This window comes from Microbacterium sp. ABRD28 (assembly GCF_003850245.1).
GTDB lineage: Bacteria > Actinomycetota > Actinomycetes > Actinomycetales > Microbacteriaceae > Microbacterium.
Map to the genome: position 1 here is coordinate 1,142,773 of NZ_CP031015.1, position 21,358 is coordinate 1,164,130.

Genomic DNA, 21,358 nt, shown 5'->3' on the forward strand with positions numbered 1-21,358 from the left:
GTGCGACGCATGACATGGCCCACCCTCCGCTCTCTCGCGCCGACCATGGTGCTGGTCGTCACCCTTCTCGGTGGTCTCGCCGTCGCCGTCCTGCGCGGCGACGTCGTCGGAGCCGCCCTCGCCGTGCTCGTGGTGGGTCTGACGGCGGTGGTGCAGTCCTTCAGCAGGCGGCACCTGCGCGGTGATCCGCGCGCCGGCCGCTTCCTCGCCCTGTCGTCGGTCTTCGCGCTGGCGAGCGTCGTCACCGTCACCGCGTCGACCCTCGTCGTCCTCGCCGCGGGCTGGACGGTTGCGAGCGTCGTCATGGCGCTCCTCCTCGCCACGGGCGGTGCCCCGCAGACCGTGGTGGCGGTCCGCCGCTCCGCCGTCGCCTTCCTCATCGGCGATCTCGCGCTGTGGGGCGCGGTCGTCCTGTCGCTCGAGGCGCTGGGAACGACGCAGTTCGCCGCGCTCGCCGACATCGAGCCCGTGACAGCCAGCGCCGTGGGCGCGCTGATCGCCGTCGCCGCCGTCGCCCGCGCCGCGTCGGTGCCCTTCCATGGGTGGCTGCCCGCGACGGTCGCGAGCACGACACCGGTCTCGGCCCTCCTCCACGCCGGATTCGTCAACGCCGGGGCTCTGCTGCTGCTGCGCACCGACGCCGTTCCGTCCCTCGCCGGCCCCCTCGTCGTCGGTATCGCCGGAGCCCTCACGGTCGTCATCGCCGGAGCAGCGATGCTCACCCGAAGCGACGTGAAAGGCAGGCTCGTCCAGTCCACGGCGGCGCAGATGGGATTCATGCTCCTCGCGTGCAGCCTGGGCGCCTTCGCCGTCGCCCTGGTGCACGTGATCGGGCACGCGCTGTTCAAGGCGAGCCTCTTCCTGGGCGCCGGGTCGGCCGTGGAGCGGGCGGTGGCCGGTCGTGCCGCTCCCCGCAGAGACCACGACCGCCGGATGCCGCTCCTCGCCGCCCTCGCGGTGATCGCCGTCGCCGCCACCGCGGTGGCCGGTACGGCGGCGTGGACGAGCCCGTCGGCGGTGCTTCTGCTGTTCGTCGTCACCACCGCCGCCGTCGCCGCCGCGCAGCTCGCGGGGGGCGCGCTTCCCGCCGGGGCACGGCTGGCCGGCGTGGCACTCGTCGGCGGCGCTGTCGCGATCTACGTCTTCGCGGTCGCCGATCTCGGCGGCATCCTGGGTCTCCCGCCCGCCGCTGCGGCGATGCCGGCCACGCTGGCCGTCGCGACCTTCGTCGCCGGCGTCGCGGTCGCCCTCCTCGCGCGGGCGCGGGGTGCACTCGCCGATCGCGCGTACGTCTTCGCCCTCGGCTGGGGGCGTCCGCCCCTGCCGGTCTCTTCGTCCGTTCCCGCCGGATCATCCGGCCCTCGTGAATACCGGAGCGCGTCATGACCCTCCCCTCCCTGCACGACAGCGTCCTCGAGCAGCGCGCCGCGATCCGCGGCATGGTCGCCGCCGCGGCGCGCGCCATCTCGCCGCACTACCCGCTCGAGACCTTCATCGCGCGAAATCCCGTCGCCGACTATGAACGCCTGAGCTTCGAAGACGCCATCCGCGCGGTCGCGGCCGACCACGGCGCGGGCCTCACGCACCCCGAGCCCGTGTTCCGGCAGCTCCTGGCTGCGGGACGGATCACCCCAGACGACCTCCGCCGTGCGATCGCCTTCCACGTCGCCGAGGCGCGGAGCCCCCGCATCCTCTGCTGCGGTGAGACGGAGGTGACGGTCGGGGAGCTGCTCCTGATCGACCTGTGCCACGCGCCCGCGGACGCCTCGCCGCGCCCCGCGCTTCAGACGCCGGCCGCGCTCCAGGCGCCGAAGGCGCACGCGCGCATCGACGAGCACATCGGCCGCTGGCTGAGCGCCGCCTTCGCTGAGGCCTCCTGGGCTCGGGGGCCCGAAGACGGCGGGCTCTGGGAGGCCTGGCGCCGGCTCGCGCCGCTCGACCTGCGTCTGCCGCGGCGCGTGCGCTCCGGCATCCGATGGTCGGCGACGCACCCCGAAGACGCCATCGCCGACGTGCTCTCCCGGTGGGAATGGGACGACGCGACCGCGACGCAGTACCTGCGCGCGCATGTGCTGGCGCAGCCCGGCTGGACGGCCGCAGTGCGCCATGCCGCGATGACGGGGGACGAGCGGATGTCGGTGACCGCGCTCGTCGCGATGAGGGTCACCCTCGAGTCCCTCCTCCTCGCCGACCGCGACCTCTCGCCCGAGGAGCTCGGGTACGTCGGCGCTGCGCAGGCCCCGGCGGCGCCCGGCGACGACAGGATCGACGCCGTCGGCCGGGCGGCGGGCGTCGATGTCACCGATCCCGCGGTGCGGCAGGCGTTGGCGCGCGTGCTCAGCCTCGTCGACCCGGCGAGTCGGCGGGCGATCTGGCAGGAGGCCTACGAGCGGGGTGTCGCCCGGCGTCTCGCCCCCGTCGTCGCTCCCGTGCTGCGGCCCGTCGGTCCGGCAACCGGACGACCGCTCGCTCAGGCGGTGTTCTGCATCGACCCGCGGTCCGAGGGCATCCGCCGCCACCTCGAAGCGGCGGGGCACGTCGAAACTCTCGGCTTCGCCGGCTTCTTCGCCGTGCCGATCTCGTTCCGCAGCGCTGCGGGCGGGCCGGCCGTCGCCTCGTGCCCCGTCCTCCTCACGCCGCGCCGCGCGGTGACCGAATCCTCCTCCGACCGCGAGCCCCTCGCCCGCTGGCAGGAGCGGCTCGCCGGCGGTCACGCCCTGCGCGGCACGTTCGGGCGGGTCAAGGAATCGACGATCACGCCCTTCGCCCTGGCCGAGACCGCCGGGTGGCTCATGGGCCCGGCGATGGCTGCCCGCACCGTCAGCCCGACCGGATGGCGGGCGCTCGGAGAGCGGGTCGGTCGTCTGCTGCCGGCCAAACCGGCGACCCGACTCGACGCGGATGTCGCGATGGATCTCGACGAACGGGTGCTCTACGCCGAAGCGGCCCTGCGCATGATGGGTCTCGTCGACGGCTTCGCCCGCCTCGTCGTGCTCGCCGGTCATGGCGCGGAGGTGACGAACAACCCCTACGCGTCGGCCCTGCAGTGCGGTGCCTGCGGCGGACACGAGGGCGCGCCCAACGCCCGGGCGGCCGCCCTGGTCTTCAACGACCCGCCCACCCGTGCCCGGCTCGCCGAGCGCGGCATCCGCATCCCCGACGACACGCTCTTCGTCGCGGCTCAGCACGACACCGTCACCGACAGTGTGCGGCTGCTCGAGCCGTGGGCGATCCCGGCGACGCACGCCGACGACGTCGAGCGCCTCGACGCGGTGTTGGGCCGCGCGCGCGCAGGCCATGCGGCGGAACGGCTGGCGGTGCTGCCCGGGGTCGCTCCCGGCGCGGATCCACTGCGGGAGACCGCCCGTCGCGGGGCGGACTGGGCCGAGGTGTACCCCGAGTGGGGCCTCGCGGGCAACGCCGCCTTCATCGTGGGACCGCGAAGCATCACCGGCGGACACGACCTCGGCCGGCGGGCGTTCCTCCACAGCTACGACGCCGACGCCGACCCCGACGGCTCGGGGTTGGAGACCATCCTCACCGCCCCGATGATCGTCGCGCAATGGATCAACGCTCAGTACGCGGCATCCGCTCTCTCACCCGACCGATTCGGCGCCGGGCCCAAGCCCCTGCACAACGTCGTCGGAACCGTCGGCGTGCTCTCGGGGTATGGCGGCGACCTGCGCATCGGCCTGCCATGGCAGTCGGTCGGGGTCGGCGGCGAGCTCGTTCACGAGCCGGTGCGCCTGCAGGTGTTCGTGCAGGCGCCCTTCGCCCGCCTGAACCACCTTCTGGAATCGGCGGAGGTCGTCCGCGACCTCGTCGTCAAAGAGTGGATCACGCTGCGCGCCCGTGAGCACGACACCGACCGCTGGCTGCGGTTCGGACCCTACGGCTGGGTGGAGGAACCCGACCTGGCACCCGTTCCGGCCGATACTCCCGCTCCCACCCTCGAGAACCTGGAGGCTTCACGATGAGCACGACCGCCCTCACCCCCATGACCAAGATCGAGATCGTCGTTCCCGGCGACGATGCGGCAGACGTCGCGGAGCTCATCCGCTCCGTCGGCGCCCGCGGGTACACCTCGGTCTCCGGCGTCTCGGGCTTCGGCCACCACGGCGCGCGCGGCGGCCGGATGCTATTCAACGACCACGATGCGCTGACGCTCCTCATCACGGTGGTGCCCGACGATCGGGCGGATGCGATCGTCGCGGGCATCCGGCCGATCCTCGATCGCACGTCGGGGGTGATGTTCGTCTCGGCGACGGCCGTGAGCCGACCCGACTACTTCGCGTGACCTCACCCGCCAGGACCCGGCCCTACGAGGGACGGACCGTCACCGTCGGCACGCTGCACGGCAAGGAGCGGCAGTTCGCGCCCGCGTTCGCGCGGTGGCACGGCATGACGGCGCGGGCGACGCGCGCGCTCGACACCGACCTGCTCGGCACCTTCAGCGGGGAGGTCGCAAGAACCCTTGTGCCGGTGGCGGCCGCGACGGCCAAGGCGGTCGCGGCGACCGAGGAGTCGGGGTCTTCCCTCGGACTCGCGAGTGAGGCGTCGTACGTCTCCAGCGCGGGCGGGTTCGGCCCGGTCATGCACGAGGAGATCGCGGTCTTCGTCGATCAGGAGCGGGGGACCCGCGTCGTGGAGACGATCCGGGCCTTCGCGGCGGTGCCGGCGCCGGTGACGCTGCGGGAGGGGGTCGGCATCGAGGCGGGGCTGAGGCGACTCGGCTTCCCCGAGAACGCCCTGATCATCCGGATGCCGGACGGCACGCTGCACAAGGGGATCACCGACCGCGCGGCCGTCGAGGATCTGTTCGCCGTCGCTCGCTCGGCGGGGCCGATGACCCTCGAGCGCGACCTGCGCGCGCACCACAACCCCTCACGACAGCGGGTTCTCCGCCGTCTGGCGTGGGTGCTCGCCGCGCGGTTGACCACCCCGTGCCCGGCGTGTCGGACTCCGGGATTCGGCCGCGTCGCGGTCATCCGGGGCCTCCCGTGCGCGTGGTGCGGGGAACCGACCCGCCGGATCATCGCCGACGTGCACGGCTGCGGACTCTGCGACGAGCGAGTCGAGGTGGGCCGTGGGAACGGCCGGGCCGATCCCGGATCGTGCGATCAGTGCAATCCCTGAGCGGACCGCCCCACGAGGTACGCCCTCACCCTCGGGTCGGTGGTCAGGCCGATCGCACGCCGCATCGCGGCATCCGCCTCGACGTGTCGCCCACGCGCCGCCTCGACCCGAGCGAGACAGACCCAGTACGGCTGATGGGCGGCGACGGCAGACGGCGGCAGGTCGGCGAGCATGCGCGCTGCCTCATCGACATCGCCCACCTCGACCAGAGCCGCGGCGGCGCCGATCGTCGCCCCGACCGACGGCGCGATCTGCAGGAGGCCGCGATAGAGCGTGACCACCGCCTGCCAATCGGTGACGCCGGTCTCGGCGCGCGCCGAGTGCACGGCGCTGATCGCCGCTTCGAGCTGAAACCGTCCGAGCGCGCCGAACGCCGCCGCGCGCCGGAGCTCGGCGTCACCGCGCCGGCGGAGCGTTGCCGACCAGACCCGGGTGTCCTGGGAGGCGAGCGGCACGAACCCGCCCTCGCCGAAGCGAGCAGGGCGTCGGCTCTCGGTGTGGAGCAACAGCGCCAGCAGCCCGCGGGCCTCGGGGTCTTCGGGGACCAGGGCCACCATCATCTCGGCCAGCCGCAGTGCCTCGTCCCGAAGTGCCGGACGATCGCCGCCGGGATCGTCGATGAGAGCATCGGATGATCCGTAGGCGGCGTAGATCGCGCGCAGCACCGCCCCCACCCGCCCCGGCAGCTCTTCGGCGGGAGGCATCCGGTAGCGGATCCCGGCGTCACGGATCTTGATCTTCACCCGGCTGAGGCGCTGACCCATCGTGGCCGGCGGAACGAGGAAGACCGCCGCGATTCGTGCGGCGTCGACCGCGAGCACCGCCTGCAGCATGAGAGGGGCGTGCAGTCGTTCGTCGATCGCCGGATGGGCGCACACGAAGAGCAGAGAGAGGACGTCGTCGGGGGTGGGCGCGCCTTCTGCGACCGCGTCGTCGCTCGCGGTCATGCCCGTCATCTCCTCGGGGGCGACGGAGACCTCCCGGGTGCGCCGCCGCGCGGCACTGACCGCGGCGTTCCGCGCTGCAACCCGCAGCCAGGCCTCAGCCGACCCCGGCACACCGCCGGCCCGCCAGGCGGTGACGGCGTGAGCGAAGGCCGTCGCCACGGCATCCTCTGCGGCCTGCAGATCGCCGTCTCGGCGGAACAGCCAGCCGACGAGACGCCCGAAGAGCTCTCGATGAGCCTCGGCGAGCGCCTCGTCGACCGGGTCGTGGCGGTGGATCATCCGCGGTGTGGGGACGGCACGGGATCAGGACATCGGCGGCAGCACCGGGCGGACCTCCACCGACCCCCGCGCGGCCGCCGGGCAGCGCGCCGCCCACGCCATCGCGGCGTCGAGATCGGGGACGTCGATGAGGAAGATCCCGCCCAGGTGCTCCTTGACGTCGGCGAAGGGGCCGTCCTGGATCTCGACGTCACCGCCTCGGTTTCGAAGCGTCGTCGCCGTACCCGGTGGTTGCAGTCCCGCGGCCGCCGACATGATGCCGCTGTCCTGAAGCGCCGCGACGTATGCCGCCCACGACGCCCAGTAGGCCTCGGCGTGGTCAGGATCGATGCGGTCGGCGTAGTCGGCCTCGGCCTCCATCGCCAGGATCGCGAACTGCATGGGGTGTCCTTCCTAGGCGGTCGGCGCCGGCACGAGCGGCGCCGAGGTCTCGAGCAGCGTCTTCAGGCCCGAGAGGATCAGCACCCATCCGCGCTCGATGTCCTCGGCGGTGGTGCTCTCGGGAAGGCCGTCGTGAGTCAGCGTGAGCTGAGTCAGACCCGGGACCGCCATCGCGGTGTCCGACAGCACGTACGTCACGCGGCTCTCGGGGAGCTCGGCGACATCCGGCGCCCACGATCCACGGAAGGTCATGCCCAGACGCTCCCCTTCGACGTAGTCGGTGACGGTGCCGGCGATGACCTCGCGACCGCCCATCACGTACGAGTATGGCTCTCCCGCGGTCGTCGGGAAGCGGGCTTCGAAGCCGTAGTAGTAGGCGGGCGAGATCGCGGGGTCGGTGAGCGCGCGCCAGACCTTCCCGGCCGGAGCCTTGATGGCGAGCTGGATCTTCTGGGTCGACATGATGTCCTCTCTTCGCGCCACGGTGGCGCTACCGGGAAGACGCGCGAATCATCGACGTTTCGACAAACCCGCGAAAAAAGTTCTTCGCGGGTAGTGTGTGCCGGGTTGCGGAAGGGTGACCGGTGAACGATCGAGCAGGAGACAACCCCGAGCGCCGTGCGCTCATCGTGCGCGGCGGATGGGAAGGGCACCAGCCGGTCGCGGCGACCGACCTCTTCGTGCCGTTCCTGCGCAATCAGGGATTCGCGGTGCGGATCGAGGACTCCAACGCCGTCTACGCCGATGCTCAGGTGATGGCCGAAACCGACCTCATCGTGCAGAGCGTGACGATGTCGGAGATCTCGGCCGATGCGCTCCGCGGCCTCATGGACGCCGTTGCGTCGGGGACCGGCCTCGCCGGTTGGCACGGCGGGATCGCCGATTCGTACCGCAACAGCTCCGACTACCTGCAGCTGATCGGCGGACAGTTCGCAACACATCCGGCGAAGGCCCCCGACGAGCGTGTCAACGACGAGACCGACAACTTCCTGCCCTACACGATCGAGATCACCCCGCTCGGGCGCGAACATGAGATCACTCGTGGCATCGGCGACTTCGACCTCGTCACCGAGCAGTACTGGGTGCTCCACGACGACCTCAACGACGTGCTCGCGACCACCATCCACCCGGTGCAGCCCTACCAGCCGTGGCACCGGCCGGTCACGTCGCCCGCGGTCTGGACGCGAGCGTGGGGGAGCGGTCGGGTGTTCGTGGCGACCCCCGGTCACAGTGTCGACGTGCTGCAGGACGACCGGGTGCGCTCGATCATCGAGCGCGGCATGCTGTGGGCCGCGCGCGAGCGGGCCTGATCAGAACGACGTCGCCGCCCTCGAGCGCACCCGGAACCACAGGCTGAGCTCCCGCGCCGCGCGGATCGTCGGGGCGGCACCTTCGACGCCATCCAGATCGTCGAAGGTGCTCCGGAAGCCCAGGGGGATGGTCTCCTCGTGATCGGGGACGCGCTCGAAGCCCATCGTCCACTCTGCGAAGTGGCGTTCGTCGACGCGGTCTTCGACCAGCGTGCGCACCGAGTGATGACGGGGGTCGACGGCGATGCTGTCGTAGAGCGTGCGGACCTCGGCGGCCGGGCCCTCGATCACCTGGAAGAAGCGTCCCGCGCGATACACGAGCAGGCCGGTGATGCCGGCGGCGGCGTTTCGCTCACGGCTCGCCCTGAGCAGTTCGGTGAGCTGGCCGTCGTCCAGCGGTTCATGGGAGGTGCTGGTGTAGAGCACCGACAGGAGGTCGTCGAATGTTCCTTGCGGACGCGTGGCTGCGCTTTCCCTCACGCGGTCTCCTTCATCTGCGTTCGTAGCCGATCCCGAGCGTCAGGGCCACCAGCCCGTGCATCGCCTCGGTCAGGTCGGCGTACTTCCCGACCGGTCGAGAGCGCATGTCGTAGGCGGTGAACCGACGGTCGCGCTCTCGGATGATGTATCCGAGCAACGCGCCGCTGCGGCTTCCGACGTGGAATCCGTCTTCCACACGCGACCAGACCACGCCTGCGCCAGGACTGCTGCCTCGATGGTTCACGAGCTGGCCTACTCATCCTGTTGCGCGCCGGTGGATCCACGCGTGACCCTCAGGGTGACACACGCGGGTCTCCGTCCGGTAGTCGGCCCGCGGCCGCGACGCGTGTGACCGATAACCTGACAGGACAGGACGAGCCCGATTCGCAGGCGAAGGGAAGCATCGATGACGACGTCGACCGGCAGTGACCCAGGTTCCACCGCTCGGCCCCACGGGGTGGGCATCGTGGGGCTCGGGGTGATCTCGGGTCAGTACCTCACCACCTTCCGGGGTCGCGATGACGTCGCCGTCGTGGCCGTCGCCGATCTCGACATCGCCCGGGCCGAGACGGTGGCCCGCGGCATCCCCGGATGCCGGGCCCTGTCCGTTCCCGACCTGATGTCCGATCCGCGCGTCGATACGGTGCTCAACCTCACCATCCCGGCGGCGCACGCCGAGATCGCCCTGCAGTCGCTCGCCGCAGGGAAGAACGTCTACGGCGAGAAGCCTCTTGCGGCCACCCTGGCCGATGCGCGAAGTGTCGTCGACGCCGTCCCGGCGGGTGCGTGGCTCGGCGGGGCTCCCGACACGGTGCTGGGCACCGGCATCCAGACCGCGCGCGCCGCTGTGGATGCCGGCCTCATCGGCCGGCCGGTGGCGGCGATCGCGACCTGGACCTCCGGCGGCCACGAGTCGTGGCACCCGCACCCCGACTTCTACTATCGCGAGGGGGGTGGGCCGCTGCTGGACATGGGGCCGTACTACCTCACGTCACTTGTCCAGCTGCTCGGCCCGGTCGTGCGGGTGAGTGGAGCGTCCTCGCGCTCGCGAGATATCCGCCGCATCGCCACGGGTCCCCGCGCGGGGGAGGAGATTCCTGTCGAGGTCGACACCCACGTCACGGGCACCCTCGTGCACGCGGGCGGGGCGATCTCGACGGTGACCTTCAGCTTCGACGGGGGCGAAACCGGAGCGCCGCCGATCGAGGTGCACGGCGAGGCGGGCAGTCTGCAGGCGCCCGACCCGAATCACTTCGACGGCCAGGTGAGGATGCGACGCCACGGCGCACAGGAGTGGGCCGAGGTCCCGGTCGGAGCCGGTTATGTCGCGGCGGGTCGCGGTGTCGGTCTGGTGGACTTCGTGCGCCCGGGTGGCGGGCGCGCGAGCGGCGCGATGGCCCTGCACGTGCTCGAGATCATGTCCTCGCTCCTCGAGGCCGCCGCCGAGCGACGCTGGATCGAACTGGTGACGACGGTCGAGCGGCCGACGCCGGTGCCCCTGACGCGTTTCGGCGCGCTGCCGCGCTGAGGGCCCCGTCCCGTGGCGCATCAATCCCCCACTGAAGGAGAAGCCCCATGAAACACCGTTCACTCGCCGGTCGTCGTGTCTCGGCGATCGGGCTGGGCGCGATGCCCCTGTCGATGAACAACGACCGGGTGTTCCCGAGTCGCGAAGAGGCGGTCGCCACCGTCCATGCCGCCCTCGACGCCGGAGTCACCCTCATCGACACCGCCGACATCTATGCGCCGCAGTGGGACCAGATGGGGCACAACGAAGAGATCGTGGCAGAGGCGCTCCGCACCTGGGGAGGCGATGCATCGTCTGTGTTCGTCACCACCAAGGGCGGGATCACACGGGCGGAGGGCGAGACATGGGGACGCGACGGATCGCTCGCCTACCTCCGCGCCGCCGTCGAGCGGTCGACGCGGATCCTGGGGGTGGACGCGATCGAGCTCTACCAGTACCACCGGCCCGACCGCTGGATGGTCTACGGCGAGATCATGCAGAACCTGAAGGCGCTGCAGGACGAGGGGCTGATCCGCCACATCGGCATCTCGAACGCGAGCGTCGAGGAGATCGACATCGCCGTGGAAGTGCTGGGCGAGGGCAACCTGGCGAGCGTTCAGAACGAGTTCTCGCCGAAGTATCCGGGATCGATCGACGAGCTCCGCCACTGCGCGAGGCACGGTATCGCCTTCTTGCCCTGGAGCCCCCTGGGAGGAACCGGAGGCGGAGCGCGCACGGTGGGCGATCGCTTCTCGGCCTTCGCCGAGGTGGCATCGGCGCACGAGGTGAGCCCGCAGCGCGTCGTCCTTGCGTGGGAGCTGGCACTCGCCGACACCGTCATTCCGATCCCTGGCGCACGGCGCGCCGCGTCCATCGTCGATTCGGCGGCCGCCGCCGATCTCGAGCTGTCCGCCGACGAGGTCGAGCGCCTGTCGTACTCGGTCGGTATCGATCCGCAGTAGCGCGCGAGAGGACGACGGTCGCCGGCAGCTGGGGGAGGACTACGAGGTCTTCCACCGCATCGTGGACAGGTGGCAGCCTTAGGGTGCAACTCCGGCGCTTATTCGAATCTTTGTCCTGCTAACCGGATCTGCTGGCTCGTCTCGTCACGCAGATCATCGTGCTCTCCCGGCGATGCCGGAGGCAAAGCGTAGATTTGTTCTATGAAAAGTTCCGGTGCGATGGCGACCACGCGGCGGTTGAGGGATGCCGCTGATCGTGTCGCTGCCGACCTGGAGGCCGCCTGCGGTGCGGCGTTGTCGTGTTCGCTGTCGGAGGTTGTCGCCGGGATCGGCGATGACGAGCTGTTGGCGCTGCTGTCGGATGCAGCGCAGGTGCGGGCGGCGGCGGACGTCATCACCGCTGCCGCGGCCGCGGAAGCAACCCGGCGCTCGGCACGGGAGCTGGGGTACGACGGGTTGGCGCAGCGCACGGGGCACCGCAACGGCACGACGCTGGTGCAGACGATCACGGGGCAGACGCGCGCGGATGTGACCCGTGCGGTGCGGACCGGTGAGGACCTCGCGCCGAGTGTTCCGCCGCCGGCGGTCTCGGGCGCGGAATCAGCGCCCGCGGTTCCGGCGACTCCGGAGTGGTTGCGGTTGCTGCGGGAGGCGTTGACGGGCGGGGTGATCACGCAGGCGCAGTTCCGGGCGATCCGTGACGGGCTGGGGGATCCGCCGGTCGAGCGGTACCCGGATCTGGATCCGGGGTTCCTTCCCGCGGCGTGGGCGACCGCGGTCGGGATGCTGCTGGAGGAGGCGGGGGTGTTCCCCGTCGAAGAGCTCCGGAACGCGGCCCGGATCGCCAGGGACCGGTTGGATCCGGTCGGGGTGACTGTGCGGTTCGAGGAACGCTTCGCGGCGCGGTCGCTACGGACATGGACCGATGAGCACGGGCAGCAACACGCGAAGATCGTGTTCGACGACGACGGGGCGGCGTGGGTGCAGGTGATCCTCTCCGCGGCGCTGCGTCCCCGGCGTGGGCCGCGATTCGTGGAGTCACCGGCTGCGACGGCGGCCGACGGTGGGCGGGATGAGCGGTCGAATGGGCAGGTGCAGTACGACACGGTGCTGGCGATCCTGCGCACCGGCGCCGCCGCGGACCCCGCTCAGTCGTTCGGGGACCGGCAACCCGGGGTGCGGATCCTCGTCACCGCCGACACCCTCACCTCCGAGACCGACGCCGACGGGGTGATCCGGGTGCGGGTGGTCGGGGTGGGGCACCTCGAGGACGGTGGCGCGGCGATCCCCGGTGGCGTGGTCGACAGTTATCTGTGTGATGCGGGCAGTGTTCCGGTGATCCGCGACAGCACCGGCAGGCCCCTCGATGTCGGAAGGGAGCAGCGCCTGTTCACCCGAAAACAGCGTCTCGCGATCGCCGCCCGTCACGGCGGGTGCATCGGAGAGCACTGCACCGCTCCGTCGAGCTGGACCGAGATCCACCACCTGACCCACTGGTCCCACGGTGGACACACCGACGTCGACGACGGTGTTCCCCTGTGTCGTAACTGCCACCTCGGCCTCCACAACCGCGGCCAGTGGATCACCCGCGAACGCGACCCCGACGGCGCCGACGCGTACTGGCTGCACTCCCCACCTGATCCGGTCAGCGGGGAAGCAGCTCCGCCCACTCGACTGAGGTCCCGCAGTCCGCTGCGCTTCACCGCCGCCTGACCCGGCGATGTGGATGTCGCCGCCTGACCCGTCGCCGTGGATGTGCGCACCGGTGCTGAGGGGAGCGCAGCGAGACGAAACGCGCTCCGGCGGTGGCACAGCACGTCGCAGGGGGCGCGTCAACAGGTGGTCGGGGCGCGCGGGAGACGGATACCGTTTCGGCATGAGCACGGCGAAGCAAGCGGCGCGGTCGGCGCACTCATCATCCACTTTCCGTGCCGTCGCGCGCGTCGGTTACGCCGTCCTCGGACTCCTCCACATCATCATCGGCAGCATCGCCCTCACGATCGCCACCGGCGCCGGTGGCGGCTCCGCAGACCAGAGCGGCGCGATGGCGCAGATCCGAGAGACGCCCTTCGGCCTCGGCGTGCTCTGGGTCATCGTCATCGGACTCGCCGCCCTTGCTCTCTTCGAGATCGCCCAGGCGTTCTTCGCCTCCGACTCGGACGGCGACAGCAAGAAGAAGTGGGGCAGGCGCGTGAAGCACCTCGGCACCGCCGCCGCCTACATCGCGATCGCCGTGACCGCCCTCATCTACGCGCTGGGCGGAAGCTCCTCATCGTCGGGGTCGACGCAGTCGCTCAGCGCCCAGCTGCTCGCCGCGCCGGGTGGAGTCTTCGTGCTCGTCCTCATCGGCCTCGTGGTGCTCGCCATCGGCGGCGCGTTCATCTACAAGGGCGCCACGAAGAAGTTCGAGGAGAAGCTCGACCTCCCCACCTCGCAGGTCCGGAAGGCGATCGTCGCGTTCGGCGTCACCGGGTACATCGCCAAGGGCGTCGCCGTCGGAGTCGCCGGCATCCTCTTCGTCGTCGCCGCTTTCACCCACGACCCCGAAGCCGCCGGCGGTCTCGATGGGGCACTGCAGAGCCTCGCGCAGCTGCCGTTCGGGCAGGTCATCCTCTGGATCGTCGGCGCCGGGCTCATCCTCTACGGCCTGTTCTGCTTCGCCCGCGCCCGCTACGCCCGCATGTGACACCGGTGGTGATGCGGCGTCAATCCACCGCCACCACGTCGACGACGATCGCGCGCTGCGGTTGCTGCACCATGGGCCGCAGTCCCACGACCGACAGCTGCCGGCCGGTCAGGACCGTGTCGACCGTCGCCCACTCCAGCGCCGACTGCCCGGCATCATGGTCGCGCGTGAGCGGCGAGAGCGTGAGACGGTACAGCCGGTCATCGTCCAGGCCGGGCATGCGCACGCGCCCCGGCGGCCACGCGGCATCCGTCGCCGTCTGCACGATCGTGAACATCGCCTGCGAGCGATCCGCGGCGACGACACCGCGCACGTCCACCCCCGGGTCGGCGCCGTCGACATGCACCGTGCGACCGGTGGCGATCATCTCGCGAAGCGACTTCGCGTAGACCACCCACTCCGCGATGCGCGCGCGGGTGGCCGCGTCGGTGGCCGTGAGATCCCACTCGATGCCGACGTGCCCGATGAGGGCCACCGCGGCGCTCAGCTCGAGATCGACCGTCCGGCCCGACGTGTGCAGGTGCGGAGTCGTCAGGTGTGCGCCCATCATCTCCGGCGGCACGACGAGCCCGGTGTACCTCTGGTTGGGAAGGCGCTCGAGCGGGTCGAGGCTGTCGCTCGTCCAGATCCGGTCGGTGCGGTCGAGGATTCCCAGATCGACCCGCGCCCCGCCGGACGCACAGCTCTCGATCTCGAGTGCGGGGTGCGCGGCCTTCAGCTCGTCGAGAAGGCGGTACAGCGCCTGCGTGGTGGCATGGACCCGCGCGACTCCGCCAGGGCCCGCCGCCGCATCGACGAGGTCGCGATTGTGGTCCCACTTGAGGTACGCGATCGGGTACTCCTCGAGCAGTGCGTGCAGTCGCTCGGAGATGTAGCGATACGCGTCGGGGTGCGCCAAATCCAGCACCTGCTGCTGCCGTGCCGACGGGGGCAGGTCGGCACGTCCGCGCAGGATCCAGTCCGGGTGCCGCCGGGCCAGCTCGCTGTCGGGGTTCACCATCTCGGGCTCGACCCACAGCCCGAACTCCATGCCGAGGGCCCGCACGTGGTCGACGAGCGGATGCAGCCCGTCGGGCCAGACGACGGGGTCGACCAGCCAATCACCGAGACCGGCGGTGTCGTCGCGGCGGCCGAGGAACCACCCGTCATCGAGCACGAATCGCTCGACACCCACGTCGGCGGCGGCGGCGGCGAGGGCCGTGAGCCGGGCCAGGTCGTGGTCGAAGTACACCGCCTCCCAGGTGTTGAGGGTGATCGGACGCGGACGGGACGGATGCTGCGGGCGCGCCCGCCACTCGTCATGGAACCGGTGCGACAGCGCGCTCAGACCCTCACCCCAGGACCCCATCACGGGGGGTGTCGCGATCTCCTCGCCTGGAGCGAGCACGACCTCCCCCGGGAGGAACAGCTCGCCGCCGGCGAGGAACGCATCGCCGTTGCTCGTGCGCTCGGCGAGGACGCGGTGGTTGCCGCTCCACGCGACGTGGAGGCCGTGCACCAGTCCGGCTTCGAACCCGAAGCCCGGGCGCCCGGCGGCGAGCAGCACGGTGGCATCGGCGCCCGGCCGCCCCCGCCGACTCTCGCGCAGGTGGGTGCCGAGGGCGAGGGGCCGGCGCTGCGGCGCGCGCTCGCGCAGATGATGGCCGGTGGTGTCGAGGATCTCCGTCGCGTCCCAGGGCAGGGGGAACGTCGCCTGCAGCCGGTCGACCGTGAACGCCGAGTCACCGGTGTTGCGCAGGGTCACCCGCTGGGTGAACACCCCCGCGACGCCGAGCGTCAGCTCGACCCGTGCGGAGAGACCCGCCGCGGCGTCGACGAGCTCGAGCGTCGCCGAGTGATCGTCGGCGGTGACCTGTGAGAGGGCGAAGAGGATGCTGCTGCCTGCGCCGCTTCGGTGGCCCTCGATGGCGGGGGTGAACATCCATCCGGCCGCCTCGGTGGGAATCACCGTGAGACGCGGTGTGGCGTCGAGACCACCCGAGACCCGCTGCGGGCGGGCGGCGACCGCGAGCGAGGAGAGTGCGGCGACGGGCAGCTCGCCGAGGTCGGCGCCCCAGTGCACGATCGTCGGGAGAGGGGCGGTCGACAGATCGAGGATGACACTCGTGCCGCCGCGTCGGAGATGAAGGACGTCGTCGCGGGGGTTCATGACAATATTTCTATCAGGAAAATATTCCCCGACCGCGGTGAGGCCCGGTCGTAGGAGGCGCCGTGCTGACTGCAAGCGAGTCCGCCCTCGCGCGCGCCGTCCTGGTGCACGGCCCGATCGCCCGGAGCGCACTGGCGCACCGCCTCGCCCTGTCGCCGGCGACGCTGACGCGCCTGGTCAAGCCGTTCCTCGATCAGGGCGTGTTCGTCGAACGGCCGCACACGGTCGACGGCCTGGTGGGCCGCCCCGTCACCCCCCTCGACGTCTCCCCGGGGTGGGGTCGGTTCGCGGGGGTGAAGCTCACGGGCGACCGCGCCTATGCGGTCATCACCGATGCGCGGGCCGAGGTGCTCGCGCGCGGCGACCGGCCGCTCGTCTCGACCGAACCCGAGGCGGTGTGTGCGCTCATCGCCGACCTGGTGGACGGCCTCCTCGCCGGTGGCCTCCCCCCAGACCCCGTGCAGCTCCGCGCGGCCGGGGTGAGTCTCGGCGGCATCGTCCGGTCGGGACGCGCGGTGTTCGCACCGTTCCTCGACTGGGCCGACGTCGACCTCGCTCCGCTCCTCGCTCCCCGCCTCGGGGTGCCGGTGACGGTCGAGAACGACGTCATCGCGCTCACCGAGGCCGAGCACTGGTTCGGGCACGGCCGCGGCATCCCGGGATTCTCGCTCATCACGATCGGGGCGGGGGTGGGGCACGGGCTGGTCGTCGACGACCGCGTGGTCCGTGCGGCCGCGGGCGCCGACCTCGTGGGGCACGTGCCGGTCGCGTCGTCGGGCCCGGTCTGCCTGCTCGGTCACCGGGGCTGCGCCCAGATGCTGACGACGGCGGCGATCCTCTCCGAATGCGCCGGTGCGCTCGGCCGACCCGTCGCCTACGACGACCTCCGTGCCCTGGTGCTGAGGGGTGATGAGAGGATCGCCCCGATCATCGACGCGCTCGCCGACGCGCTCGGGAGCCTCATCGCGCTCGTGGCCGGCCTCACGCAGCAGCGTGCGGTCGTGCTCGCGGGTGACGGGGTCGGCCTTTTCGTCGCCGCGGAGGACCGTGTCCGGGCAGCGATCGCCGCTGCCCGGGATCGGCGCGCCGACGCCGTCGAGCTGCATGTCGACGAGAGCGGCTTTCCCGCGTGGGCGCGAGGCGCGGCCGCGGTGGCCATCCAGGCGGCGGTCGACCGGATCGATCTCGCGAAGGCTCCGATCGTCTGAGTGTCACCAGCCGCTGCGGGTGGGCGTGTGCCCTCCGCGTGCATCATCCGGCATGGCCATCTCCGCCCGCATCCCGAGCAGCCGGACCGGCCGGTCGGGCTCGATCTTGGCGAGGAGAGCGGATGCTTCGGCGATCACCCTCTCGCGGTCGTGCGTCTCGGCGATCCGGCGGGTGAAGGTCTTGGTGAGAAAGGGCGCGTAGCGCACCTTGAGCCCGAGGCCGACGACGGGGCGCCCCTCGGCGGCGACGTCGTCGAGCACCTGCGCGAGCAGGACGAGCGCCGCCGCCTCGATCTCCTCCCGCGCGACGAGGTTCTGCTGGTATGTCGTCTCGCGGCTGTGCCCCCGTGCGACCCAGGGGGTGTCATCGACGACGTTCGATCCGTCACCGCGGCCGAGCTGGCGATACCACGGCCCCATCTTCGGCCCGAACTCCGCCGCGAGGGGCGCGGTCTCGGCGACCGCCAGGTCGCGCACCGTTCGGATGCCGAGCGCCTCGAGGCGCCGCGAGATCTTCGTGCCGACGCCCCAGAGCTCGATCGTGGGCCGGTCGCCCATCACTGCCAGCCAGGTGTCCGCGGTGAGGCGGAAGCGACCGCGCGGCTTGCCGAATCCGGTGGCGTTCTTCGCCCGCACGAGGGTGTCGCCGATGCCCACGCTGCAGTGCAGCCGGGTGCGCTCGAGCACCGCGCGCTGCAAATTCTCGGCGTACCCCTCGGGGTCGGCGGTGGTGATGCCCACGAATGCCTCATCCCACCCGAGCACCTGCACCACGGCGCCGGGCTGGACGCGAAGCGTCGCCATCACCTCCTCCGAGGCGGCGGTGTACGCGTCGTGATCCACCGGCAGAATCACCGCGTCGGGCACCTTCCTCGCGGCGATCCGCAGGGGCATCCCCGACCCGACGCCGAACTCCCGTGCTTCGTACGACGCGGTCGAGACGACGGCGCGCTCCGTGGGGTCACCCCGACCGCCGACGATCACGGGCCTCCCGGCGAGCTCAGGGTGGCGGAGCACCTCGACGGCCGCGATGAACTGGTCGAGGTCGACGTGCAGCACCCAGCGACGCGTCTCTGCCTCGCTCTGGGCCATCGGCGTGCTCCGACCGGTCAGTCCTGGCCCACGGGCGGCGGGAATCCGAGCCGTGCGTGGCGTTCGCGGGCGAAATCCTGCGCGCGGGGCCCGGCGCCGAGGGCGCGGGTGGATGCCGCGAGCGCGACCCGCGCGAGCGTGATCACCGGCAGCGGCAGTCGGCGCAGCCCGAGCAGCTTCCGGTATTCGCGGGGCAGGCTCGCCACGGCTGCAGCGAACAGCAGTCGGTAGCTCACGCCCATCGAGCCGGGAAGCGGCACGCGGCGGAGGAACCGCACGACGTCGTCCACGCGCTCGTCGCGGCGCAGCTCGCCGGTGAACGCCGCGAGGCGTTCCCGCAGTGCGGCCTCGGTCTCGGGGGGATGAGCGACCCGCATCAGTCGGCCCGCCTGCGCCCACTCCCGGACGTAGGCGTCGCTTCCGCCCGGAATGGGTCCACCCCAGATCTTGTGCGCGCCGAGGAAGGCCTCGGTGAACGCCAGATGCACCCACTCGACGAGGTCGGCGTCGTCGGCGGAGTAGGCGCGCTCGCCGTCGGCGGCGTCGTACGTGCCCCGCACCCGCTGGTGCAGACGCCCGACTCGCGCGGTCTCGCGCCGGGCCTGCTCGGTCGAGCCGTAGGTGACGCACAGGATCCACCGCACGGTGCCCGACAGGCGCCCCATGGGATCATCGCGGTACCGCGAGTGGTCGTGGACGCCGGCCAATGCGCCCGGGTGGAGCGCCTGGATGAGCAGCGCCCGGATGCCCGCGATCAGCGTGCTCGTGCCGGCGTGCACGGTCCACACGGCCCCGCCGTCGGCGAAGTAGCCGGCGTCGTCGCCGTCGGCGAGGGCCCGCACCCAGGGCGGGGTGCCGTTGGGGTCGCCCGACAGCGCGGTGAGCAGGCGAGAGCGCAGCGTCGACGAACGCGGGGGAGCGAGCGATCCGGTGCCCATGCTTCCAGCGTGCCACGCCTCCGCAGGTTAGAGACCGAGTCGCGCGAGGTAGTCACCGACGAACCGGCGGTCGGGGTCCAGACGCGCCCGCAGCGCCGAGAAGTCGTCGAACCGCGGGTAGCGGCGACGGATCTCGTCGCCGGGCATCGTGAAGACCTTCCCCCAGTGCGGACGGGCGGAGGCGGGGAGAGCCGCTTCGAGCGTGGGGAGGAGGGCGCGCACGGCTGCTTCGTCGCGCTGCCACGTGAAGTGGATGCCGACGGTCGGGCGCCCGTACGCGGGGGAGAGCCACAGATCATCGGCCGCCATCGTGCGCACCTCGCACGTGAGAAGGAGCGGCGCGATCCGGTCGGCGAGCCCCCGCACGGCCTGGATCGCCGCTACGGCGTCGGCGCGGGCGACGAGGTACTCCGACTGCAGCTCTTCACCCGCCGAGGGGGTGAACGCCAGCCGGAAGTGCGGAAGCCGGTCGTACCAGGGCCCCGGGACGCCCTCCTGCGCCGTGCACGGGGTCGGGTCGATGCCGGGGATCGGATGACGGGGTCCGTCGGCGGCCCGGGCGCCGAACGTCGACAGGTCATCGGGGTCCGAAGTCGTCCGGGACTTGACCCACACCTGGTCGATGACGTCGGCGTCCGTCCACCGTGTGAACAGGCTCACGCTGTCGCCCGCACCGGTGAGCTCGTCGAAGCGGCTCAGCGCGTCATCCCATCGCACACCCTCGAAGACGGTCTGCGCGACGGTGAAGTGCGGCAGGGCGTCGAGGGTCAGGTGCGTGACGATGCCGAGCGCGCCGAGCCCGACGACGACGCCGTCGAATCCGTCCTCGCCCCTTGTGAGCGTCATGCGCTCTCCGGCGGCGGTGAGGAGTTCGACGCCGGCGACCTGGGTGCCGAGGGCTCCGACGCGGTCGCCCGACCCGTGCGTGCCGGTCTGCACGGCGCCGGCGACGGAGATGTGAGGGAGGGAGGCGAGGTTCGCCAGCGCGAGACCTTCGCGTTCGAGCACGGGCACCAGGTCGCCATAGCGGATGCCCGCGGGGATCCGCACGGTCTGGCGGTCGGGCGCGACGCTCACGCGGTCGGCGGTGGCGAGGCCGGCGAGGGAGATGATCACCCCGTCGGTGTCGGCGACGTCGTTGAAGGAGTGCCGGCTCCCCAGCACGCGGACGGTGGTGCCATCGCCACGCGCACGATCGAGGATGGCGCTCAGTTCGGCCTCATCGATCGGTTCGACGATGCGCGCAGCGCGGTACGTGAGGTTCCCTGCCCAGTTGGTGGTCACCCCACAGGTCTACCCGAGATCGGCGACCGTCCGGGCCAGCGCGACCGCATCGGCGGCGAGGGCGGCCGAGGTATCGGCATCCTTCATCCACAGCGGAACAGCGCGGGCGACGATCCCCGCGGCCTCGATACCCGGCACCGCCGGTGAGTCCTCGTCGTCGACCAGCCAGCCATCCAGCACGCCGCCGGCGGCGCGCGCGCCGTAGTGCCGGGCGACGGCGCCCGCGTCGGCGTCGACGCCGATGACGGCAAGGCACGCCTCGGCCATGCCCCGCACCGCGGCCCCGCCGATGATCGGCGAGACGCCGACGATCGGCGCGGATGCGGTGGCGAGCGCGGCGCGGATACCCGGGATCTCGAGCACCGGGCCGATCGAGACCACGGGGTTCGACGGGGCGACGAGGATGACATCCGCGGCGGTGATCGCGTCCAGCGCGGCCGGGGCGGGGCGCGCCGCGTCGATCCCGTTCTGCTCGAACCGCGCGACCGGAAGGCGCGCGCGGTGCCGGGTCCACCACTCCTGGAAGTGCAGCCGCTCGCCGTCCGGCGTGACGATGTGGGTGTCGACCTCGTCATCGGTCGCCGGGTGCAGGGTCACGCCGAGGTCCCACCGGGCGCCGAGACGCCGCGCGACCTCCGTGGGTGTCTCGCCGGCGCGGAGCCACGCCGTCCGGGCGATGTGAGTGCCGAGATCGAGGTCGCCGAGGGTGAACCACTCGGGGGTGACGCCCCAGGTGCGAAGCTCCGCCGACACGCGTTCGCTCTCGCCGCGCCGGCCCCAGCCGCGCTCTTCGTCGTTCTGCCCGGCGAGGGTGTAGAGGATGCTGTCATGGTCGGGCCAGATGCGAAGACCCGCCAGCCACCAGTCATCCCCGGTGTTGACGACCACGTCGATGGTGTGGTCCTCGTCGCTGCGGCGAACGAACTCCCGGACGCCGCGCACGAATCGTGCGCCGCCGACGCCCCCTGCGATGACGGTGATCTTCACCCGTCAACGCTA

The 21,358-nt window shown here is 71.7% G+C and carries 20 protein-coding genes; 10 read left to right on the forward strand and 10 right to left on the reverse strand.

Features of this window, described 5'->3' with window-relative positions:
* Positions 1-9 precede the first annotated feature (9 nt).
* Genes DT073_RS05620 through DT073_RS05635 form a run of 4 tightly spaced genes read left to right on the forward strand, consistent with a single transcriptional unit; the run spans position 10 to position 5,136 of the window.
* Complete coding sequence (locus DT073_RS05620; protein WP_124292498.1) at positions 10-1,386, forward strand: proton-conducting transporter transmembrane domain-containing protein; 1,377 nt, start codon at positions 10-12, stop codon at positions 1,384-1,386.
* The gene (locus DT073_RS05625) at positions 1,383-3,977 is read left to right on the forward strand and encodes a DUF2309 domain-containing protein (RefSeq protein ID WP_124292499.1); all 2,595 of its coding nucleotides are present in this window, start codon (positions 1,383-1,385) and stop codon (positions 3,975-3,977) included. The genes DT073_RS05620 and DT073_RS05625 overlap by 4 nt, the downstream gene beginning before the upstream one ends.
* Positions 3,974-4,297, forward strand: a complete 324-nt coding sequence (locus DT073_RS05630; protein ID WP_124292500.1) for a P-II family nitrogen regulator — start codon at positions 3,974-3,976, stop codon at positions 4,295-4,297. Before DT073_RS05625 ends, DT073_RS05630 begins: the two co-directional genes overlap by 4 nt.
* Positions 4,294-5,136, forward strand: coding sequence for a DUF6671 family protein (locus DT073_RS05635; RefSeq protein ID WP_124292501.1), 843 nt, complete (start codon positions 4,294-4,296; stop codon positions 5,134-5,136). The genes DT073_RS05630 and DT073_RS05635 overlap by 4 nt, the downstream gene beginning before the upstream one ends.
* Here the strand turns inward: DT073_RS05635 and DT073_RS05640 are convergent.
* The 3 genes from DT073_RS05640 to DT073_RS05650 are packed head-to-tail and all read right to left on the reverse strand — an operon-like array spanning position 5,121 to position 7,205.
* A complete protein-coding gene (locus DT073_RS05640; RefSeq protein ID WP_124292502.1) occupies positions 5,121-6,362 on the reverse strand; it encodes an RNA polymerase sigma factor in 1,242 nt (413 codons plus the stop codon). The two genes, DT073_RS05635 and DT073_RS05640, sit on opposite strands and share 16 nt — an antisense overlap.
* 24 nt (positions 6,363-6,386) lie before the next feature.
* Positions 6,387-6,743, reverse strand: a complete 357-nt coding sequence (locus DT073_RS05645) for a YciI family protein (protein ID WP_124292503.1) — start codon at positions 6,741-6,743, stop codon at positions 6,387-6,389.
* A 12-nt stretch (positions 6,744-6,755) separates the two neighbouring features.
* Positions 6,756-7,205: an SRPBCC domain-containing protein gene (locus DT073_RS05650; protein ID WP_124292504.1), complete on the reverse strand. Its 450-nt coding sequence runs from the start codon at positions 7,203-7,205 to the stop codon at positions 6,756-6,758.
* 122 nt (positions 7,206-7,327) lie between these two features.
* Here DT073_RS05650 and DT073_RS05655 point away from each other — a divergent pair, with 122 nt between their 5' ends.
* Positions 7,328-8,053 (forward strand): ThuA domain-containing protein, encoded by a 726-nt coding sequence (locus DT073_RS05655; protein WP_124292505.1) that lies wholly within the window; start codon positions 7,328-7,330, stop codon positions 8,051-8,053.
* Here the strand turns inward: DT073_RS05655 and DT073_RS05660 are convergent, their stop codons facing one another.
* Together DT073_RS05660 and DT073_RS05665 are read right to left on the reverse strand one after the other, a co-directional pair.
* On the reverse strand, positions 8,054-8,533 hold the full coding sequence (locus DT073_RS05660; protein ID WP_124292506.1) for a BLUF domain-containing protein: 480 nt from the start codon (positions 8,531-8,533) through the stop codon (positions 8,054-8,056).
* Positions 8,534-8,543: 10 nt separating this feature from the next.
* Positions 8,544-8,744, reverse strand: coding sequence for a hypothetical protein (locus tag DT073_RS05665; RefSeq protein WP_240638783.1), 201 nt, complete (start codon positions 8,742-8,744; stop codon positions 8,544-8,546).
* Between the two features lie 195 nt (positions 8,745-8,939).
* Here DT073_RS05665 and DT073_RS05670 point away from each other — a divergent pair, with 195 nt between their 5' ends.
* The 4 genes from DT073_RS05670 (at position 8,940) to DT073_RS05685 (ending at position 13,688) form a co-directional block, all read left to right on the forward strand.
* The gene (locus DT073_RS05670; RefSeq protein WP_124292508.1) at positions 8,940-10,061 is read left to right on the forward strand and encodes a Gfo/Idh/MocA family protein; all 1,122 of its coding nucleotides are present in this window, start codon (positions 8,940-8,942) and stop codon (positions 10,059-10,061) included.
* Between the two features lie 47 nt (positions 10,062-10,108).
* Complete coding sequence (locus tag DT073_RS05675) at positions 10,109-11,002, forward strand: aldo/keto reductase (RefSeq protein ID WP_124292509.1); 894 nt, start codon at positions 10,109-10,111, stop codon at positions 11,000-11,002.
* A 201-nt stretch (positions 11,003-11,203) separates the two neighbouring features.
* Positions 11,204-12,715, forward strand: coding sequence for an HNH endonuclease signature motif containing protein (locus DT073_RS05680; RefSeq protein ID WP_124292510.1), 1,512 nt, complete (start codon positions 11,204-11,206; stop codon positions 12,713-12,715).
* 163 nt (positions 12,716-12,878) lie between these two features.
* A complete protein-coding gene (locus DT073_RS05685) occupies positions 12,879-13,688 on the forward strand; it encodes a DUF1206 domain-containing protein (RefSeq protein WP_124292511.1) in 810 nt (269 codons plus the stop codon).
* A gap of 19 nt (positions 13,689-13,707) precedes the next feature.
* Here the strand turns inward: DT073_RS05685 and DT073_RS05690 are convergent, their stop codons facing one another.
* Positions 13,708-15,837: an alpha-galactosidase gene (locus DT073_RS05690; RefSeq protein ID WP_240638784.1), complete on the reverse strand. Its 2,130-nt coding sequence runs from the start codon at positions 15,835-15,837 to the stop codon at positions 13,708-13,710.
* A 62-nt stretch (positions 15,838-15,899) separates the two neighbouring features.
* Here DT073_RS05690 and DT073_RS05695 point away from each other — a divergent pair, with 62 nt between their 5' ends.
* On the forward strand, positions 15,900-17,045 hold the full coding sequence (locus DT073_RS05695) for an ROK family transcriptional regulator (protein ID WP_124292512.1): 1,146 nt from the start codon (positions 15,900-15,902) through the stop codon (positions 17,043-17,045).
* Between the two features lie 3 nt (positions 17,046-17,048).
* Here the strand turns inward: DT073_RS05695 and DT073_RS05700 are convergent, their stop codons facing one another.
* From DT073_RS05700 to cofD, 4 genes are read right to left on the reverse strand one after another with little or no spacing between them, the layout of a single operon-like run.
* A complete protein-coding gene (locus tag DT073_RS05700) occupies positions 17,049-18,137 on the reverse strand; it encodes a DNA polymerase IV (RefSeq protein ID WP_205783039.1) in 1,089 nt (362 codons plus the stop codon).
* 17 nt (positions 18,138-18,154) lie between these two features.
* A complete protein-coding gene (locus tag DT073_RS05705; RefSeq protein WP_124292513.1) occupies positions 18,155-19,075 on the reverse strand; it encodes an oxygenase MpaB family protein in 921 nt (306 codons plus the stop codon).
* 27 nt (positions 19,076-19,102) lie between these two features.
* Positions 19,103-20,359 (reverse strand): FAD-binding protein, encoded by a 1,257-nt coding sequence (locus DT073_RS05710; protein WP_124292514.1) that lies wholly within the window; start codon positions 20,357-20,359, stop codon positions 19,103-19,105.
* Between the two features lie 9 nt (positions 20,360-20,368).
* Positions 20,369-21,346, reverse strand: coding sequence for a 2-phospho-L-lactate transferase (gene cofD / locus DT073_RS05715; protein ID WP_124292515.1), 978 nt, complete (start codon positions 21,344-21,346; stop codon positions 20,369-20,371).
* Positions 21,347-21,358 lie beyond the last annotated feature (12 nt).

Coding starts and splice junctions, on each gene's coding strand:
- DT073_RS05670 (WP_124292508.1), top strand. CDS start 8,940: ATGACGACGTCGACCGGCAGTGACCCAGGTTCCACCGCTCGGCCCCAC.
- DT073_RS05700 (WP_205783039.1), bottom strand. CDS start 18,137: ATGGCCCAGAGCGAGGCAGAGACGCGTCGCTGGGTGCTGCACGTCGAC.
- DT073_RS05630 (WP_124292500.1), top strand. CDS start 3,974: ATGAGCACGACCGCCCTCACCCCCATGACCAAGATCGAGATCGTCGTT.
- DT073_RS05640 (WP_124292502.1), bottom strand. CDS start 6,362: ATGATCCACCGCCACGACCCGGTCGACGAGGCGCTCGCCGAGGCTCAT.
- DT073_RS05645 (WP_124292503.1), bottom strand. CDS start 6,743: ATGCAGTTCGCGATCCTGGCGATGGAGGCCGAGGCCGACTACGCCGAC.
- DT073_RS05690 (WP_240638784.1), bottom strand. CDS start 15,837: ATGAACCCCCGCGACGACGTCCTTCATCTCCGACGCGGCGGCACGAGT.
- DT073_RS05705 (WP_124292513.1), bottom strand. CDS start 19,075: ATGGGCACCGGATCGCTCGCTCCCCCGCGTTCGTCGACGCTGCGCTCT.
- DT073_RS05685 (WP_124292511.1), top strand. CDS start 12,879: ATGAGCACGGCGAAGCAAGCGGCGCGGTCGGCGCACTCATCATCCACT.
- DT073_RS05650 (WP_124292504.1), bottom strand. CDS start 7,205: ATGTCGACCCAGAAGATCCAGCTCGCCATCAAGGCTCCGGCCGGGAAG.
- DT073_RS05675 (WP_124292509.1), top strand. CDS start 10,109: ATGAAACACCGTTCACTCGCCGGTCGTCGTGTCTCGGCGATCGGGCTG.
- DT073_RS05625 (WP_124292499.1), top strand. CDS start 1,383: ATGACCCTCCCCTCCCTGCACGACAGCGTCCTCGAGCAGCGCGCCGCG.
- DT073_RS05620 (WP_124292498.1), top strand. CDS start 10: ATGACATGGCCCACCCTCCGCTCTCTCGCGCCGACCATGGTGCTGGTC.
- DT073_RS05680 (WP_124292510.1), top strand. CDS start 11,204: ATGAAAAGTTCCGGTGCGATGGCGACCACGCGGCGGTTGAGGGATGCC.